This is a genomic window from Arthrobacter sp. PvP023, from assembly GCF_017832975.1.
Classification (GTDB): Bacteria; Actinomycetota; Actinomycetes; order Actinomycetales; family Micrococcaceae; genus Arthrobacter.
This window is the reverse complement of sequence record NZ_JAFIBI010000001.1, coordinates 1,431,827-1,449,290: the sequence shown is the minus strand read 5'-3', so window position 1 is coordinate 1,449,290 and position 17,464 is coordinate 1,431,827. Positions and strand designations below refer to the sequence as shown.

At 61.6% G+C, this 17,464-nt stretch carries 13 protein-coding genes and 4 pseudogenes; 5 read left to right on the top strand and 12 right to left on the bottom strand.

The annotated features are described in order from the left end of the window. Nucleotides 1-12: 12 nt before the first annotated feature. Nucleotides 13-972 (bottom strand): IS481 family transposase, encoded by a 960-nt coding sequence (locus tag JOE31_RS06720; protein WP_209742775.1) that lies wholly within the window; start codon nucleotides 970-972, stop codon nucleotides 13-15. Between the two features lie 176 nt (nucleotides 973-1,148). On the opposite strand from JOE31_RS06720, the gene JOE31_RS06715 reads away from it, so the two are divergent. Then, a complete protein-coding gene (locus JOE31_RS06715) occupies nucleotides 1,149-1,439 on the top strand; it encodes a hypothetical protein (RefSeq protein ID WP_209742773.1) in 291 nt (96 codons plus the stop codon). Then, on the top strand, nucleotides 1,440-2,519 hold the full coding sequence (locus tag JOE31_RS06710) for an SGNH/GDSL hydrolase family protein (protein ID WP_209742770.1): 1,080 nt from the start codon (nucleotides 1,440-1,442) through the stop codon (nucleotides 2,517-2,519). It begins immediately after the preceding gene. An 84-nt stretch (nucleotides 2,520-2,603) separates the two neighbouring features. Here JOE31_RS06710 and JOE31_RS06705 read toward each other — a convergent pair whose 3' ends face one another. Next, entirely contained in the window at nucleotides 2,604-3,215 is a 612-nt protein-coding gene (locus JOE31_RS06705) for an acyltransferase (RefSeq protein ID WP_209742768.1), read from the bottom strand. A gap of 65 nt (nucleotides 3,216-3,280) precedes the next feature. Beyond that, the gene (locus JOE31_RS21900; RefSeq protein WP_209742766.1) at nucleotides 3,281-3,730 is read right to left on the bottom strand and encodes an acyltransferase; all 450 of its coding nucleotides are present in this window, start codon (nucleotides 3,728-3,730) and stop codon (nucleotides 3,281-3,283) included. Nucleotides 3,731-4,025: 295 nt separating this feature from the next. Here JOE31_RS21900 and JOE31_RS06695 point away from each other — a divergent pair, with 295 nt between their 5' ends. Further along, nucleotides 4,026-4,667 (top strand): hypothetical protein, encoded by a 642-nt coding sequence (locus tag JOE31_RS06695; RefSeq protein ID WP_209742764.1) that lies wholly within the window; start codon nucleotides 4,026-4,028, stop codon nucleotides 4,665-4,667. A 78-nt stretch (nucleotides 4,668-4,745) separates the two neighbouring features. On the opposite strand, the pseudogene JOE31_RS06690 reads toward JOE31_RS06695, so the two are convergent. Together JOE31_RS06690 and JOE31_RS06685 are read right to left on the bottom strand one after the other, a co-directional pair. Then, a pseudogene (locus JOE31_RS06690) lies at nucleotides 4,746-5,066 on the bottom strand (2-oxo acid dehydrogenase subunit E2); the annotation flags it as partial. 128 nt (nucleotides 5,067-5,194) lie between these two features. Continuing rightward, a pseudogene (locus JOE31_RS06685) lies at nucleotides 5,195-5,696 on the bottom strand (MBL fold metallo-hydrolase); the annotation flags it as partial. Nucleotides 5,697-5,849: 153 nt separating this feature from the next. On the opposite strand from JOE31_RS06685, the pseudogene JOE31_RS21445 reads away from it, so the two are divergent. Then, a pseudogene (locus JOE31_RS21445) lies at nucleotides 5,850-6,109 on the top strand (TMEM175 family protein); the annotation flags it as partial. A 399-nt stretch (nucleotides 6,110-6,508) separates the two neighbouring features. Here JOE31_RS21445 and JOE31_RS06675 read toward each other — a convergent pair. The 7 genes and pseudogenes from JOE31_RS06675 to pdhA all read right to left on the bottom strand — a co-directional run bounded on the left by JOE31_RS06675 (nucleotide 6,509) and on the right by pdhA (nucleotide 16,606). After that, nucleotides 6,509-6,952 carry a TetR/AcrR family transcriptional regulator C-terminal domain-containing protein gene (locus tag JOE31_RS06675; protein ID WP_280873108.1) on the bottom strand — a complete coding sequence of 148 codons (444 nt, stop codon included), beginning with the start codon at nucleotides 6,950-6,952 and terminating at the stop codon, nucleotides 6,509-6,511. A 724-nt stretch (nucleotides 6,953-7,676) separates the two neighbouring features. Further along, nucleotides 7,677-8,465, bottom strand: coding sequence for an O-antigen ligase family protein (locus JOE31_RS21895; RefSeq protein WP_354298612.1), 789 nt, complete (start codon nucleotides 8,463-8,465; stop codon nucleotides 7,677-7,679). A gap of 674 nt (nucleotides 8,466-9,139) precedes the next feature. Then, a pseudogene (locus tag JOE31_RS06670) lies at nucleotides 9,140-10,219 on the bottom strand (acyltransferase family protein). Between the two features lie 903 nt (nucleotides 10,220-11,122). After that, entirely contained in the window at nucleotides 11,123-12,262 is a 1,140-nt protein-coding gene (locus JOE31_RS06660; protein WP_374100879.1) for an IS30 family transposase, read from the bottom strand. 501 nt (nucleotides 12,263-12,763) lie between these two features. After that, a complete protein-coding gene (locus JOE31_RS06655) occupies nucleotides 12,764-14,269 on the bottom strand; it encodes a dihydrolipoamide acetyltransferase family protein (protein ID WP_209742758.1) in 1,506 nt (501 codons plus the stop codon). A 4-nt stretch (nucleotides 14,270-14,273) separates the two neighbouring features. Further along, a complete protein-coding gene (locus JOE31_RS06650; RefSeq protein WP_209742756.1) occupies nucleotides 14,274-15,386 on the bottom strand; it encodes an alpha-ketoacid dehydrogenase subunit beta in 1,113 nt (370 codons plus the stop codon). Further along, nucleotides 15,383-16,606, bottom strand: coding sequence for a pyruvate dehydrogenase (acetyl-transferring) E1 component subunit alpha (gene pdhA / locus JOE31_RS06645; protein WP_209742754.1), 1,224 nt, complete (start codon nucleotides 16,604-16,606; stop codon nucleotides 15,383-15,385). Before pdhA ends, JOE31_RS06650 begins: the two co-directional genes overlap by 4 nt. A 159-nt stretch (nucleotides 16,607-16,765) precedes the next feature. Here pdhA and JOE31_RS06640 point away from each other — a divergent pair, with 159 nt between their 5' ends. Beyond that, a complete protein-coding gene (locus JOE31_RS06640) occupies nucleotides 16,766-17,230 on the top strand; it encodes an Lrp/AsnC family transcriptional regulator (protein WP_209742752.1) in 465 nt (154 codons plus the stop codon). Nucleotides 17,231-17,464 lie beyond the last annotated feature (234 nt).

Here is a 17,464-nt window from a genome sequence, read left to right as displayed (position 1 = left end):
TGTACTCGGCCATCAGGTTAGTGACACTCGCATGATCGGGGTGCCTTTGATGGCGGTGTGGATGCGTTCAGTGTTGTAGTAGTTCAGCCACGGGTCAAGTGCCGTCGCTCGTTCGGTGTTGCTGGTAAATGGCTTGGAGTAGGCCCATTCGGCTGCCAAGGTCCGGTTGAAACGCTCGATCTTTCCGTTGGTCCATGGGCAGTGCGGTTTAATGAACCCCTGTTCGGCATTGAGCTGTGCCACCGCGGCTTTGAAAGCGGCGGACTTCCGGCAGGCGAAGGCGTTGTCGGTGATGATGCGTTCGATTCTCCTGATGCCGCGCGCTTTGAAGTACGCGGCGGCTCGGAGAAGGAAGCCGGCAGCGGTCGCCCCTCTCTCGTCCGGGTGGATTTCGGCGTAGGCCAGGCGGCTGCGGTCATCGATGGCGGCGTGGATGTAGTCGAATGCAATGCCGCGCCCGCGGACCTTCTCTGAACGGCCATGGGCGCGCCAGCCCCCGCCGTCCGGGATCCGTCCGAGTTTCTTGACGTCCACATGGATCAGTTCTCCCGGGTAGTCGCGTTCGTAACGGACCGCCGTTGACCGGCTGGCCCGGATGACGGCCCCGGTCACGGGGTCGCAGGCAGCCAGAAGCGGCAAGCCCCGTCGGGCGAGGATCCGCGAGATCGTTCGTTCGGGGACACCGGTGGCACGGCTCAACCGCGCCAGCTCGCACCGTATCTCCGCCCTGGCCGCGATGACAGCGTCCTCCCGCTCGGCGCTGGTCCTTGACGGGGTCCGGTGAGGGCGGCTGGACCTGTCGAGAAGACCGGCCTCAGCCTCGGCCCGGAACCGCTTCACCCAGCGGTGGGCGCACTGCCGGGAAACACCCAATTCCTTCGCCACGTGGGCAACAGGCCGATGATCCCGGATCACCCTTTCAACAAGAAGAAATCTCCCATGAACGGTCAGACGGGCATTAGCGTGGGACATGAGGACCTCCGTGGCCGTGAAGATGTCAGTCACCTCCACTAAGCCCCGGAGGTCCTCCTCACTTCAACACTGATGTCACCAAAGTCATGGCCGAGTCCATCTAGAGCGAGTCTTCCCGCGGCGTCTGGTCATCGGAACGTGTCGTGGTGGGGGGAGACCGAAACTTGACCGTATACGTGGAACTTTCTGCCACTTATGCCAGATATGTCCAACTCGCCAAGAACCCTGAACTGTTAATCGCCGGGGCGGTGACTAGGGCGGACGGACTGGTGACCTCTGCCGACGTGGAATGGCCAGACGGGCAACCAGGAACGTACACCCCCACATACTCGGCAGCCTTCCCCGGAGCCGTGGATTCCTACACCATCACGCACGGTTCGCCCGTCACAGAGACCTACACACAACCGGCCATTACCCGCGACTCAACCGGCGCGGCGATCAACGTAACTCAGATTGTGGTGAGCTAAATGGGAGTTCTTGACCAGCCCGCACGGACCCAGCGCCAGAAGTACAACGCGCTTATGCCACTACGCGAAACGTGCAACACCGAAGGAACACCCTTTTCCGGTGGTAGCTCCACAGTAAACGCCACCTACACGACCGACGGTTCGGTGTCGGCCGGTTTCACATCGCCAGGCGTGACACGCGCCTTTGTTGTAGATACCGTCACCGTCACGTGCAACCGTTCCGCCCGCCTGCAGATACCACTGTACGAAACAGGTATCGGCGGTAATGATCAGCAAACCTGGACGGTGCAGGTAACGCCGGGCACGCCCGTCATCATCCCCGTCAACGCGATCATTCGTCCCGCGGTCACCGGTCCCAGTGGTGGATCAACCGGCTCGGTGCGGATTCGGGAAATCTACGACGGCGGTTCACTGACCGGCGTCAACCTCTTTGCGTACGTTTCCGGCTGGAGCATCGCTGATGACTTCGATTACTCCGCCGATAAGGTGTACCTGCATATCGGCGACTCAATCACTGCAGCCGGAACTGGCGTCACCGCAAAATCCTTCGAGTACGACTGGCTGACACTCGCATACTGGAAGGACAAGGGCATCTGGGTCCGCATGATCAACAAGTCCGTATCCGGCTCCACGTCAGTCATGCACGAGTCCCGCCGACTCCTCGGCGCCTACGACTTCCCGCAGGCAGACGTGATCGGCTACAGCCTCGGCATGAACGACGCAGGGCAGGCCGTCCCTGTGGCGACATACAAAACGAACGTCAAGAACATGATCGCGTGGAAGCAGGCACGCTACCCAGCCGCGAAGATGATCGTTTACGGGGCAACCCCGGCGGAGAACAACACCACAGAGACGGCCCTCGTAGCGCTCCGCACGGCCGCGTCACAGGCAGTGACGGAAGCCAATGACCCCCGTGTGGTCTACTGCAACCTTGGAACCGCCTTTGACCGGACAGTGGCGAGCAACTACGCAGGAAGCGACACGCCGGGCTCCCGCGTCCGCCCATCCAACGCAGGCCACGCTGGCATCTATGCAGTCATCAAGACCTACCTGGTCGCCAACCCGAACATCAAGCCCTAGTCGGGGTATAGGCCTGACGCATCGGGTTCATGAACAACTGACGGCGCCCCTAGCTAAACGAGTTGGGGGCGCCTTGGTGCGAACCTAGCGCTTCGCAAACACGCGTCGGCCGGATGTCTTAGGTGCAGGCAACTTAGACTTCAGCCAGCGTTCCACGGGCTTTTCAAACCAGTGGAACAGGGCGCCCGATAACGCCACCGAGAAAGCTATGACGCCTGTTGCCACGACGGCACTTTGCCAAGTGACCGTCCCGAATGGGAACACTCTGACTGCGACGGTGATGACAATCGCCTGAACGAGGTAGAGAGCGAAGGACCATTCCCCGAGCCGGATGAATGCCGGCTTGCGGAAGATTGACTTATGCCCGTGCAGGTCCGAATCGGCGGCGCAGGCGACGAGCATGATTGTTAGCGGCAGGTAGAGAAGGTCCAGCACGCTAAGTGGCAGGCCCGACGCGGTGAGCTGCTCGACGAAAGCGTTCAGCGCTGCCAAGGCGACATACCCGAACAGGGCCACCAATGCAGCAGTCGAGACTGACAGCCGAGGGCGCCAGCCCTGTCGCATCGCGTTGGCCAGTGCCACTCCGATGACGAATTCGCCCAAACGGTAAACCGGGTTCGTGTACCCGCTGAAGGCGGAAAGGAAGGGGACATCCGCTCTGCCGGCTAACACATATGCCCCGTGCCAGAGAACCATTAGCATTCCAGCCGATGCGATGATTATCCAGCTTTTTCTTATGGTGAGCCGCGTAAGTGGCTTCACTACAAAGGGGAACAAGACATAAAAAAAGCCTCTACTGAGAGCGACCAGCTTGGGCTATTGCCCCCGAGGCGGTAGCCCTCCGTGAACCACGCCTGCAGCAAGAAGAGGGACAGGATAGTACTTGCCCACAACGGGGTATCTGCCATGATCAGAAGTGCTGCGGCTACTACAGTAGTGAGCGCGTGGAGCGGCAGAATGCGGGCTGCCCGGCGACCGTAAAAGACTCCGCGACCCGTCGCAGGATTCCAGTTCCAAGTCAGAATGAACCCTGACAGCACAAAGAAGAAGCCCACCCCTATAGGGCCGATGGCACTGAGCTCGGACAACCCTGGCAGAGGGAAAATCTCTGGCACGGTATGCCTGAGAAGAACGACAAATGCGGCGAAAAACCGAAGACCGGTTAGCGAATCCAGCCGAGCAAGGCGCGGTTCAGTGTCGATCGACGTCAAATTCTTCCCCCATGTTTAAGACCTGCCCCGATTCTACCCGTCAGGCAACAGGGGCCGGCACGGGCCCTGTTAACATCGCAGTGTTCGTTTGTGCCAGCTAGAGTCGGACAGGTCGACCACTCGGCTTGATCTAATTCTGGGGGTCTCCATGTCCAAGCTCGGTAAGCGGCGCTGCGTCTTCTGCGATGGTCAGCCCGTTACCCGAGAACATGCCATACCGCTGTGGCTGACAAGACTCCCCCAGTTTTCCGAATACGTTGAGTCATGGGATACGAGTCCGAGGTACCAGCCTCGTATGAGCTTCGTCGGACCGGACACTGCCCTAGTAGAAATCCCACGGTTTGGCACGCCAACGCTCCAGTCCATAACGGTGAAGGCGGTGTGTCGGCGGTGCAACGGAGGCTGGATGAGCCGGCTGGAAGAACGAGTCCGCCCGCCGCTCAAGGAGTTGATGGCTGGCGATGCGTCCGCGGTTGAGAAATCGGACGTCAGGGTGCTGGGCCATTGGGCCATGAAGTCCTCGTTCATGTACCAACTGGTGGACCAAAGCACCAGGACTGTGACCGCCGAGCAGCTGCGAACTTGTGCAGAAGGGCCTGATGCCGTCCCCGCCGCCGAAGTGTTCGTGGCTAGGTACGCGGGCGAGACAGGCATATGGCCGTGCCATAGCAAATATATGACGGTCCGCCGTGCGGATTCGCGACAGGTTAGGGGCACTTTCGGCGTCACGACTCTCGTACTGGGAAGCGTTGCACTAGCGGTTATAGCCGCATCGAACCCTGAAACCTATGGGAGGGCGCGGGCAGCGCTTAGACCCCAGCTTGCTGGATGGGTACCGCTGAGAGGCAACCAGGAACTCGCGCTTGGCGAGCCCGTCGACAAGGCTGGCGTCAATGCGCTCACCGCGCCGTCGCCGAATGGCGTCCCGGTTACATAAGACCGGTTAAGTCCGCGCCAGATCTAGGCATCCCTAATCAGAGGGGTCCGGGCCATCTTTCCAGCGTCCTAGAATGTCTCACATGTCAGCCAGCACGGCTCCCGGATTCTCAATCGCGTCAGCCACATAACGCAGGAACCCGCCGGCCGTTCCTCCGTCGCACACTCGGTGGTCGAAGGTGAGGGTCAGCTCGGTGACTTTGCGGACCGTCAGCTCGCCGTTGACCACCCAGGGCTTGTCGATGATCCGGCCGACGCCCAGAATGCCCACTTCCGGGTGGTTGATGATCGCGGCGGAGCCGTCCACGCCTAAGACCCCGTAGTTATTGAGCGTGAACGTTCCGCTGCCCAGTTCGAACGGCGTCGCCTTGCCGTCGCGTACGACGGCGGTCAGCCGGCGGTATGCAAGTGCCCATGAACAGGTCGCGGGGTTTGGCCGGGACCGTGATCCCTGGAGGCTCAAAGCACAGTCTGCGGGGCGACGGACTCGACGCAGTAGCTGCCGCTGTAACGCCGGAGGCCGGACTAGAGAGCCGTGGAGGTGCCCACCAGCAGGTCGCCGTCGGTGTGGCCGCGCCCCAGGTAGAAGAGGGTGACGGTCTGGCCGCCGAGGTCCACCAGGACGGGCTGGTCCTTAACGATGGCGTTGGGGACCACCAGTTCGGCGTCGGCGCCTTCGCCTGCGGCCATTTCGGGCTCGAGAGTGGCGACCATGCGGCGCTGCCGGTCCCCGTTCTCCTCAATTTCGCGTGCGCAGTTCTCGTGGGCGTAGAACTCCGTGACGCCGTCGGAAGCGAAGACGGCGTTGCCGAAGAAGTGGTCGTAATGGGCATGGGTATTCACCACCACCAGCGGCAGCTGGGTCTTTTCACGGACGGCGGCCAGGATCTCCCGGCCCTGCCGTGGTCCGCAGCCGGTGTCGATCACCGACCATGGCGCGTTCGGCGCCGATTATGAGTCCGGTATTGAGCTTCGAGCCTTCGGTGGTCAGCACGTGGTTGCCCTGGCCGACCTCCATCCATCGCGACATTCTTTTCTCCGTATTCATGCGTTCCGGCGATCGTAGGCCTCGATTCTAGCCACGCCTTGCTGGTGGAAGCCTGATGAAAGGCACGCGGCGGCGGACCAAAACAGCGGTCATCGCCTTGTCCGGCGCAGGCGAGTAACCTGTGCCGTACTTGAGTTGCCCGGCCGAGGAAGCGAAGGTGCCGCATGGAATCCGGAACGTCCCTGGAGCGGACGGTGTTTTTTCAGTGACGCCGTCTTTGCCATCGCCCTGACCCTGCTGGCACTTGACCTGAAGCTGCCCGAGGGCATCGCGGCGGCACAGCTGGAGGGCGCCCTGATTGACGCCCTCCCCGAGCTTTCGCCTATGCGTTGTCGTTTGTGATCATCGCCAAGACGTGGCTGTCCCACCATTCGGATTTCGCGCTGATCCGCCATTTCAATCCGCTGCTGGCATGGCTGAACCTGGCCCTGCTGTTCTTCATCGCCATGCTCCCGACGCCCAGCTCGGTCCTCAGCGAATACGGGGACGACCCCACGCCATGGCCCAGCATTCTGCACGCCGCCAACATCGCCGCGATCCACCTGCTGATGGCCGTGATCTGGAGTTACCCCCGGCATGCGAAGCTCATGGATCCTGGGATGGCCGCGCATGTGCACCGGCGGGTGTTTAGCGCCCGCATGGCTGTGCCGGTGGTCTTCCTGCTCAGCATTCCGGCCGCGTTCTTCCTGAACGCGTACACGCCGCTGCTGTGGCTGCTGCTCCTGCCGGCATCGTGGCTGTCACGCTGGATGTCCGCCCGGTCCGAGCCCCGGGCGCAGGGCGCAGGGCGACGGCTAACGCCGACTGTCGGCTTCGATCCCGGCGAGCAGCTGTTTCAGCGTCCACTCGTAGTGGTCTTCACTCCCGTAGCGGTTCATGGGGCCGGCCGCCTCCGCGGTGAGCGGAAACTCCGGCGGCGGCGGCGCCAGCTGCACCGCTCCCCCGCCGCTGGCGGCGTCGGCTGCCTCGCGGGCCAGAACGAAGGAGGACCAGCCGTAGTTCAGTGCCACGATTCCGCTGAAGGCGGCGACGGCGGCGTCCCCCGTGATGCCTGCCTGCTGCAGGATGCGCAGTGCGGCTTCGCCGATGGGCAGCGCGTTCGCTCCCGGATAGGAGTGGCCGGTCAGCGGGGTGACGGCCCACGGGTGAACGTGCAGCATCTGACGGTGATGGCGCGCGAACGCCGCCAGGTCGTCCTGCCAAGCAGCAGTTTCCGGTGGAGCGGTGAATCGCGCCAGGACCCTGTAGAGCAGCCACCGCGACGGCCCGGTCTGTCAGCGCATCGAACCCGTAGGTGGGCACGGCTATGTGACAGAGTGGCGCGCATACGCCGACCTGGCTGTGCATCTCGCTCATTATGGTAGGCGGGGTTCTGGCGCCTTGTCGGTCCGTTCGAGCGCTACGGCTGGAAGTGGCGCCGCTCCCGACGCCGTCACCAACATTCTCCAGTCGAGGTGGCTCGTGGTGACGGGGCGTCCAGTTGTTGCTCTGATTTTTGTTCCTCTGATATTGCTCCACACCTTTTGTTCCGTTGCGGTAACCCAGGCGAAACCTGCGACTGCTTATGATCTGGCTATGGCTACTAAACAGCACAAGATTTTCTGTGCCAAATGCGGCGTCACCACGAACCATGTCACCTCCTACGGATCGTCCGAAGGCAGCAATGGCACCGCGGTGGTCAGCGTCAGGTGCGCTGAGCACTCAGAACTACGATCGTGATCCACCCACGCGGTTCTGCCCGGAGACTACGGGACCTTCAACACGGGCTGCGGAAACTCGGAATGCGGGGAAGCCAAAGCGATAGCTGCACCTAGACCTTTGCGCTTGAGTAATAGCTGCTGGCACTCAATCCGGCACTACTATTTCAGGATGCGCGTGCCAGGACCACCACACCTCGCACCTGCGGCACGCCAGCCCATACAACCGTCTGGGCCCGGGCTGGCTGAGACTGATCGGCGCAGTCTAAGGAGTAACGCGCCCTAAGCCTGGCCGGCCCTCGTCGGCTGGCTGTAGCGAAGCGGCAGCCGGGAACGTCGCTTCTCTGGCAGCCATTTGCTCATAGGGGGAGGGAGCTCGTTTGCTTCTGCCTCTGGGTGCCTTGATGGTGTCCGTTTCCTGGGTCCAAGCCAGTGCCATGCACCAACCAAAAAGCGGAGCTAGGTACCAGGGCAGGGAGTACGACCATGCGTACACGGCAATAGACAGAAGAATGGCTGTCGGTGCTACTCCTGCCCGCGTCTTCATGTGTCTGCCGACCGTGGACAAGAGGACGATGACGAACGCAGCGAGCCCCACCAACCCCAAACGCAGGTAGATACTCACGTACCAGTTGTGGGGTGCAAACGTCACAATCCGGCCCCCGCTTTCACGAGCATAACCGAACCCGAATGGCTCCCCGAAGATTACGGAGAAGGGCCCCCTCAGAACCGACTCATCAATCAGTGATGTCCAAGTGTCCAACCTCGCGTTATAGGTCCCGGTGCTCTCGACCGCGTACGTAAAGTTACTAATGAGGCCGTCAAGGGCCCCGAAGATGTAGAGCCCTAAAATAAGGACGGAAGCGTAGAAGGTGCCGAACGACGCCCTAGCGAGGGCGACTCCTCTGAGACGAAAAATAACGAGGAGAATTCCGATAGCCACGGCAACCCAAACGGATCGATGCTGGCTCATCACCGCGAGCACGACGAATGCGATACCAAACCAAACCTGGCCGCCTCGCCCCCTCCCTACCGAGGATTCGACTTGAAGCATCCCGATCAGCGCGAGAAGTAAGGCTTGCCCTGACACGAGCGGGCGTCCCGTTTGTTCCGTTCCGTCCGCCCGCAAGACGAATGAATCGGCTGTCCCCATCCCATAAGTTGCTACATGGAATATGAAAAGCACAGAAAGGCCCAGGCCTGTTAGCGCCGCCCATCTTCGAAATGCGTCCCGCATTTGCTCAGACTGCCAGTCTTGATTAAGCATCCATGCGCAGAGTCCAATAAGCCACAGGAAGCCACGAAACTCGTTAAAAGCACCAGCCCCGAACCGGATTGTTCCTACCGCTAGGGACAGAGCCAAGCACGCGGAAATCAGAACTAAAAGTACGCTACGCCGTCGCATAACTTGCGAAATTTGCGCCGGACGAAGAAACGTCGATGCTAGTGCCGCGAACACAATGGCGTCCTCGGGCTTTACTTGCGTGCCGGCAATACTAACCAAGGCAGGCGTGGCGGGGAACTCCCACGCAGCGAGGGCGAATCCCCCAACAGCGTAGAGAACCAACATAGGCCAGCGGATGAAAGCCGCCACAGTCAAACAGAAGAATGCGAGACCCCCCAAGGCCATGAAAATGGCAAACCCTGATGTCACTGTCAGCTACCCCCGTTAGTTGAACGGTCAGATCCGCCCAAAATATGATGATACCTCCTGGGCCCGACCAGCAATCAGGTCTCAGCGACGTTGACTCTAGACTCAGCGTGCAGTGTTCTGGAACGCATCAGGCGGCTGAGATAGCGTTGCGCGGCCAACTCGACAAGGTGATGTAATGCAATAGCTAAGGAAATGGCTACAGCGAGGGCGATGACGGCGAACACCGGTTTGGCAAGGCTATCAGGCAGTAGCCCTAGAAGGTTAAGAATGACTAACTCATGAACCAGGTAGAAGGCGTACGATACCTGCCCCGCGTAGATCAGGGGTTTGGCTGGGAGCCAGCCACGACGCCCCTGAAGGTCAGCGCCCGCCGCGCTTACAATGACTGCCAAAAATGGTAGAGCCATAAGCAGACCGATTCCTCCCGTGGGTACGTCCAACCACATCACGGCGGCATAGGCTCCTAAGGCGAATTTTGCTGCTGCCGTAAGGGACAACCGGGGGCGCCACCCTCGCTGCATTGCTAAGGCTGCCGCAACTCCAACGAAAAACTCTTCAGAGTGGATCAGCGGATTGGTGAAAGCGACCAACTGGAATCTACCGCCTAACACGAGCAAGATAGTGCTGGCAATCGTCAAGATGAGCCACCACGAGGCACTGACAGAAAGCACCTTTGTCAGGCTCCATTGCCGAATGGCAGGAAGCACCACCGGCAGCAAAGCGTAGAAGAAGGCCTCGCACGAAAGAGACCACCCGACACCGTTAGCACCAAATGCGATCGATCCGCTCGGGACCCACGCCTGGAGCATGGCAGTGCTCAGTATGGCTCCCGCAGGGGAATCCACCGCAGCTCGCGCCGGGACTAGTTAGGCCACTATGATCATCATGAAGTAACCGGGGTATAGCCTTGCGAATCGGCGGAAATAGAACGTGACCGGTTCAGGGCGAAATGACCAAGTTAGTAGGAAACCGGAAAGGATGAAGAAGAAGGCCACGCCTGCGTACCCATGTCCGGCGATTGCCTTTGCCTCGTCCCATTCGGTCCATCGGAAGATGTGGAACCCGAACACCGCCAGGGCCGCGAACGACCGCAATGATGTCAGGCGCGGCAGGTCGACGGAGCGGGCGTGTTTGGTCCCGTCACTGGTAGACATAGGCCCCCAAAGGTTCGTCAGCGGGCGCCAGTCTACCTGTCGACGAAACACAGAATAGCCAAAGTCGGCCGCGGCAGTGCTAGTGACTCCATCCTGGATCTTCAGGATGATCATTCTCTGAAGAATTTCACTTCGGGCCGTGCCTGCTGAGGCTCGATCACCTGATGTGCGACAAAAACCAAGAATTGCGACTCATCGCCGACGTTCGCTGTCGGCACTACCGGTGCCGCCGACTTCGAGGATCGCGTGGGCATGGGGTGCCTGCAAATCGAGATCGTACGTCGGAAAAAGTGTCGTTCTCGGTAAGCTGACGTCCTCATTCGTCAATGGCCAAAGGCGCCCATTTTCCTGACGCGGTCCTAAGGGAAAATCAACCGCAGAATCGGCGGCCGCGTATCGTCCGGAATCCGTTATCCAACGAAAGCCCTCGCTCTCTTGAATGGTCGCCGTCGTTGTTGATCGTGTCCGCAGAGACGGTGTCCCTACTCAAAGTTTCCCTACCGGCAGCCCACGGGGAACTCGGGCTCCTGTCCAACAATTTTTCCCGCCCGAGAGGCAAGTATCCAGGCTGGGCACGAACGTCTCACCGTATTCTGGGGCCCACAGGAACCCTGCGCTTCAGGTGCGCTGCACTCAAAACGCCGGATTCCGCGCAAGCGCATCCCGCTTAGGTTCCCAAAGACGAGAGCACACGGTTGTCAGTGCTGAGACGGAATTATCATTGATGTTTTCGGTCAAGAATCGCGAGCTGTTTCATCCAGAGGTTGAACGTCCGTGATGCCTGCACGTTGTGAACCCGCATATAATCCCACGTCTCCCAACATGCACGTGAACAAAATGTCAGCGCTGGTCGAAAACTGAGCCATTTTGTGGGCGGCGGAATTCAGCGGTCGTTGCAACGGTTTATGGTTCTATCGCCGGTGAAGTCAGTCTAGCCAAGTGCTCCATAGGACTCTTCCAACCCAGGACTTCGCGTGGCCTGCGGTTGAGTTCAGCGGCGACCATTGTGAGGTGTTCGGGGCTGTGGACGCCCAGGTCTGTTCCTTTCGGGAAGTACTGGCGGAGTAGGCCATTGGTGTTCTCGTTTGATCCGCGCTGCCAGGGGCTCGCGGGGTCACAGAAGTACACCGGGATTAGCGTCTGCCGCGTGAAATCCTGGTGGCAAGCCATTTCAGTGCCCTGATCCCAAGTAAGGGAACGGCGCAGATGGGCCGGGAGCGGGCTCATCGTTTCTGTCAGCCGGTCGCGCAGATTCTCAGCACCGCGGTTTCCCGCCAGATGCACGAGGATGATAAAGCGAGTCGTCCGTTCGACCAGTGTGGCGATGGCCGAGCGGCTGCCCTTTCCGATAATTAAGTCCCCCTCCCAATGCCCTGGTACTAATCTGCCGATCACTTCCGCAGGCCTGTCCCGGATCATGACCATGTCCGGGAAGCGCCTGGTCGGGTGTTCCTTCCGGCGGCGTGGCCGGCGACCGGTACGTCCGCTGCGCAGGGAGACGGCAGGATCCACGGCTAGGTCCAGGCTTTCGCGCCCGTAGAGGGCCTGATAGACGGTCTCAGGCACGATGTGCATTTCTGGCTGTCCCGGGAAGTCAGCGCGCAGACGGTTGCTGATCTGGCGGGGGCTCCAGCGTTGTTTCAGGTGTTCGCGCACGAACTCCCTCAGCTCCGGGTTGCTCGCGATCTTCCCGTTTCGGTGACGGCTCCGTCTGCGCTCGGCACTGCGCTGGGCCGTCCGCGGACGGTAGTTGCCAGAGGGTTCGTGGATGTTCCGGCGGATCTCCCTGCTCACGGTAGACGGACTACGCCCCAGCTCCAGGGCAATGGCACGGATGCTGCGCCGGGCATGCAACAGGTCCGCGATCGTGATGCGTTCCGACTCGGAGAGAAATCTGGCGGAGATCACGGCCGGCCTCTGATGGGAGATGGGAGCGTACTTCTTGATGTCTCCGGACTTCAGAACGACCGTATGTCCGTGCCGCCAGCGAGTGCCGGAACTACGGCTGATTCCTACGATCCGGCACGCTTCGGAATTGCCCATCCCCTGTTTCATCAGCTGATCATAGTGAGCCCGGGCAGCGTTCTTTGGAGGGGCGCCCCGGGACTTTCTTGGTCTTTTCATGTCTGCCAATTGCAACTCCTAAAAGCTAAGGTGTTGCAACGACCACTAGACGCCAAGCCGTCACAATGGCTCAGTTTTCGACCGCACCGACACAAAACACAGGAGGAGGTCTACGGTGGACCGGCCTGCGACAAAACCGGCATCTAGGGCCAGCTGCGAACAATCGAAGCAGAATTGGAATCATGGCTCGAGAATAGGCATGAGACTCTGTGTGCAGGTACTCGTCTTTGACGCACGAACTCCCGCCCATAACTCACGGGCTACTGGGGCACTGACAAGAGTCATACGGGAGGCTTCACTTATCGGCGCCGGTCGAGCCGGGTAAAGCTCACGTGGCGTATATCCATCAGCAAACACGTTTGGCGAAGAAGTCCATCCGTCGACCCGCGTATGCTCGCGCCGCGAGAGGCTGAAAGTTTTCTACATTTCAGCTAGCACTGTGCCCGGGTTCTCAATCGCATCGGCCACGTATCGCAGGAACCCGCCCGCCGTACCACCGTCACATACACGGTGATCAAATGTAAGCGTCAGTTCGGTGACCTTACGGACTGCAAGCTCACCATTAACGACCCACGGCTTGTCGATAATGCGTCCCATGCCGAGGATCCCCACTTCCGGGTGGTTGATGATCGCTGCTGAGCCATCAACTCCGAAGACCCCGTAGTTGTTCAGCGTGAAGGTGCCGCTGCCCAGCTCGGACGGTGTCGCCTTGCCCTCGCGTACGACTGCGGTGAGGCGTCGGATTTCGGTATCCAACTCACGCGCACTCATCTTGTCCGCGTTGCGTATTGACGGCACCATCAGTCCGCGGTCCGTCTGCGCGGCGAAGCCCAGGTTGACGCCGTCGAACGCGACGATCTCTTGGCTCTCCCCGCCCGCGGCGTCCTCCGTGGTGACAATTCTGGTGTTCAGCTCCGGGTACTTCTTCAATCCAGCGGTGACAAACCGCGCGATGAATGCCATCAAGCCGGGGGTGTTGTGCGGGTCCGCCTTCTTCAAGGCCGCACGCATCTCCACGAGGGCTGTGGCGTCAACGTCGACCCACACCGTGGCTTCCGGGATCTCCGAGCGGCTTCGGGTCATGTTCGCTGCAACAGCCTTGCGAACGCCGCGGACCGGCGTCCGGGCGGTGACGCCGAGGCCTGTGCGCGAGTCGGTCTCCGCACCGGTTTCGACAGGTTCAACCACGGAACGCGTCTCAGCCATCGAAAGTCGCGCTTCGGCAGGCTCAGCGACCCGACGCGGCTCAACCGCCGGGGCGGGAGCGATCGCCGCCTCGACATCCTTGCGCATGATCAGCCCGCTTGCACCCGACCCTTGGAGTCCCCCCAAATCAACCCCATGGTCGCGGGCCATCCTGCGGACCAGCGGCGAAATCACCGCTCCGAGTTTGCCCGGCACGCGGGTGCGCAGAAGAAGGAGATCGTCGGCAGCCTTCTCCGCTTCCCTGACCGTGGTTGCGGCAGCACCGCTCTCGACGGCCCCGCCAACCGGCTGTTTACGTGCCCGAGTGCGCCGGGCGACGCCGTGCCCGCCTGGTGTTCCATACCCGATGAGGACATTGCCAGAGCCGGCTTTTTCCTCATCACGATACGTTTCGGCCGCGACAGATGCGGAAGCCTCGGTTACGACAGGCTCCACTACCGGGGTCTTGGAATCGTACGGCCCTGCCGCCGGGGATCCAATGGGCGTGACCGAGATCAGCGGCTTCCCGACGTCGAGGGTCTGGCCTGGCTCGCCGTGGAGGACGGCAACGGTGCCGGCATACGGGGATGGGACCTCCACCATGGACTTCGCCGTCTCAACCTCGGCGATGGGCTGGTCGACGCGGATTTCGTCGCCCACGGCCACGAGCCAGTTCACCAGTTCGGCTTCCGTGAGGCCTTCGCCCAGGTCCGGCAGCAGGAACACTTTCGTTTCGCTCATCTGATCAGTCTTCCCACTGGAGGTCGTCAACGGCGTCGAGGATGCGGTCCACGCCGGGCAGGTAGTAGTGCTCAAGTTTCGGCGCAGGGTAGGGCACGTCAAAGCCGGTGACGCGGCGGATAGGCGCGGCCAGATAGTGGAAGCAGCGCTCCTGGACCCTTGCCACGATCTCCGAGGACACCGATGCAAAGCCATGGGCTTCGGCGATCACCACGGCACGGCCGGTCTTGCGGACCGACGCGCAGACGGTCTCGTCGTCGAACGGCACGATGGAGCGGACGTCGATGACTTCCAGCGAGCGGCCCTCTTCTGCCGCTGCGGCAGCGGCGGCCAGGGCGGTCGGCACGGACGGGCCGTACGCGATCAGCGTGGCGTCCGTACCGGGACGTGCGACGGCGGCGCGGCCTTCGGAAGAAATCCCCCGCTCGGCGTTCGCGGCGTGCTCGGCGCGGAGCCCCTCTAGGTCCACCAGGTCCTTGGACCAGTAGAGCTTCTTGGGCTCCATGAACATCACCGGGTCGTCGGAGTCGATGGCTTCGCGGAGCATGCGGTAGCCGTCGGCGACGGTGGCGGGGGTGAAGACCTTCAGGCCGGCGGTGTGGGCGTAGTAGGACTCGGAGGAGTCGCAGTGGTGCTCCACTCCCCCGATGCCGCCGGCGTACGGGACCCGGATGACGATGGGCAGCTTGACGGCGCCCTTGGTGCGGTTGTGCATCTTGGCCACGTGGCTGACGATCTGTTCGAAGGCCGGGTAGGCGAAGGCGTCGAACTGCATCTCGATCACCGGGCGCATGCCGTTCATTGCCATCCCCACGGCCATGCCGACGATGCCGGACTCGGCCAGGGGTGTGTCGAAGCAGCGGGACTCGCCGAACGTCTTGGTGAGGCCGTCCGTGATCCGGAAGACGCCGCCGAGCATTCCGACATCCTCGCCGAACACCAGCACGGAGGAGTCGGCGTGCATGGCGTCGGCCATCGCGGTGTTCAGTGCCTTGGCGAGTGTGACGGTCTGCGGACCTGTTGATTCAGCGGTGGCGGCTGCCTTGGCGGCGGCGCGAGCCGTGGCGGCGCTGACGTTGCCGTTGACCTCGGAGGAGGTGGTGACAGTCGGGCTCATTTTGCGGCCTCGTCCCGGGAGATTTCGTCGGCGAGCAGGGCGGACTGTTCCTTCAGCTGCGGGGTGGGTGTGGAGAAGACGTAGCGGAAGAGGTCCTGCGGGTCGACGGGGACGTCTTCGCCCAGGCCGTCGCGAAGCTGCGTGGCAACCTGCTCCGCTTTCTCCGCGATCCGGGCGGCGCCGTCGTCGTCCAGCAGTCCGCGGTCAGTCAGGTAGGTCTGCATCCGCTTCAGGGGATCCCGGGCCACCCACTGGGCCACTTCGCTGTCCTGGCGGTAGCGGGTGGCATCATCGGCGTTGGTGTGGGCCTGCATGCGGTAGGTGTGTGCCTCCACCAGGAGCGGGCCGGAGCCTTCGCGGGCCAGCTTGACGGCGCGGCCCAGCACGGCGAGGAGAGCGACGACGTCGTTGCCGTCCACACGTTCGCCTGCCATGCCGTAGCCCACGGCTTTGTGTGCCAGCGACGGCGCCACTGACTGGTGGGCCAGCGGCACCGAGATGGCGTACTGGTTGTTCTGCACGAAGAAAATGACGGGCAGGTGGAAGACGGCCGCGAAGTTGAGCGCCTCATGGAAGTCGCCTTCGCTGGTGGCACCGTCTCCGCACATGGCTAGGACGACGGTGTCCTCGCCACGGAGTTTGGCGGCATGGGCGACGCCGACAGCGTGAAGCAGCTGGGTGGTGAGCGGGGTGCACTGGATGCCCACCTTGTGTTTGAGGGGGTCGTAGCCGTTGTGCCAGTCGCCGCGGAAGAGAGTCATGGTTTGGACGGGGTCCACGCCGCGGGCCATCACGGCCACGGAGTCGCGGTAAGTGGGGAAGATCCAGTCGCCCTCCGCGAGGCAAAGGGCGGCCGCCACCTGGCAGGCCTCCTGGCCGTGACTGGAGGGGTAGACGGCCATCCGGCCCTGGCGCACCAGGGCGGAGTTCTGGTCGTTGACGCGGCGGCCGACGACCAACTGTTCATACGCAGCCAGCAGTTCGGCGTCGCCCGGTAATGCGTATTCGTGGCCGGGCTGGGCGCCCTGCTCGGTGTGGGGGTTCAGGGTCCCGTCCTGGTCCACCATCTGGATCTGGTGGCGGGCCGGCAGCATGTAGTCCTCCACCGTGATGCCGAACTTGCGCACCGCCTCGGCGGCGGCGTCTTCAGTCAGCTGGGTCCCGGCCGGCTGTTCCGGAGATTCCTGCCCGAGGGCGGTCTGGTCCGCGGAGATCGTCATTGGTCCGTCCTTCTGTAGCCACTATTCGCTTCCAGTATGGTCCTGAAGGAACTTTCGTATCCAGTCCCGGCAGGAATCGTGGAGAAGTTTGGATTTCTACCCTAATCTGAAAGACGAATCGTAAGTGTGAGCTGGGTTACCGGCGGGAGTTGTGAACAAATGGCAGAAACAGAGGCGGACCAGGTGCCGGTGCCGCTGGATGACGTGGACCGGAACATCATTGCGGAGCTGACCCGGGACGGGCGGATGTCCATCACGCAGGTGGCCGAGAACGTGCACATCTCGAGGGCGCACGCGTATACGCGGATCGCCAGGCTGACCGGCGAGGGTGTGCTGACCAAGTTCACGGCGCTGGTTGATCCTATTAAGGCGGGGCTCAAGTCCTCCGCCTACGTAACGCTGAAGGTGAGGCAGCATTCCTGGCGCGAGCTTCGCGAGCTTCTTAGGGCCATCCCGGAGGTGCACCACATAGCACTGGTGGGCGGGGACTTTGACGTCATCCTGCTTGTGCGCGCCGTGGACAACGTGGACCTGCGCCGCGTGATCTTCGACCAGCTGCAATCAATGCCTGGGGTGTTAGATACGCAGACGTTCCTAGTGTTTGAGGACGTGGATACGCGGTAATCAGAGTCTTCGATGTGGTAGGTCGGACGACCCGCAGTTACGGCCCCGGCTCGGCCCGCAATGATCGCATGCACGTTCATCCATGCTTACAAAACCGCTCGGCGCGTCCCTAATCCGGTAGCCACATAGGGATTCGCCAGGTCAATTTGGCGTATCTTCGGGGGCCACTTCATCAACAATCAGCCCAGTGTAGAGTTGTGCATCCTTCCATAAGACTGCGTAAAGTCTAAGTCT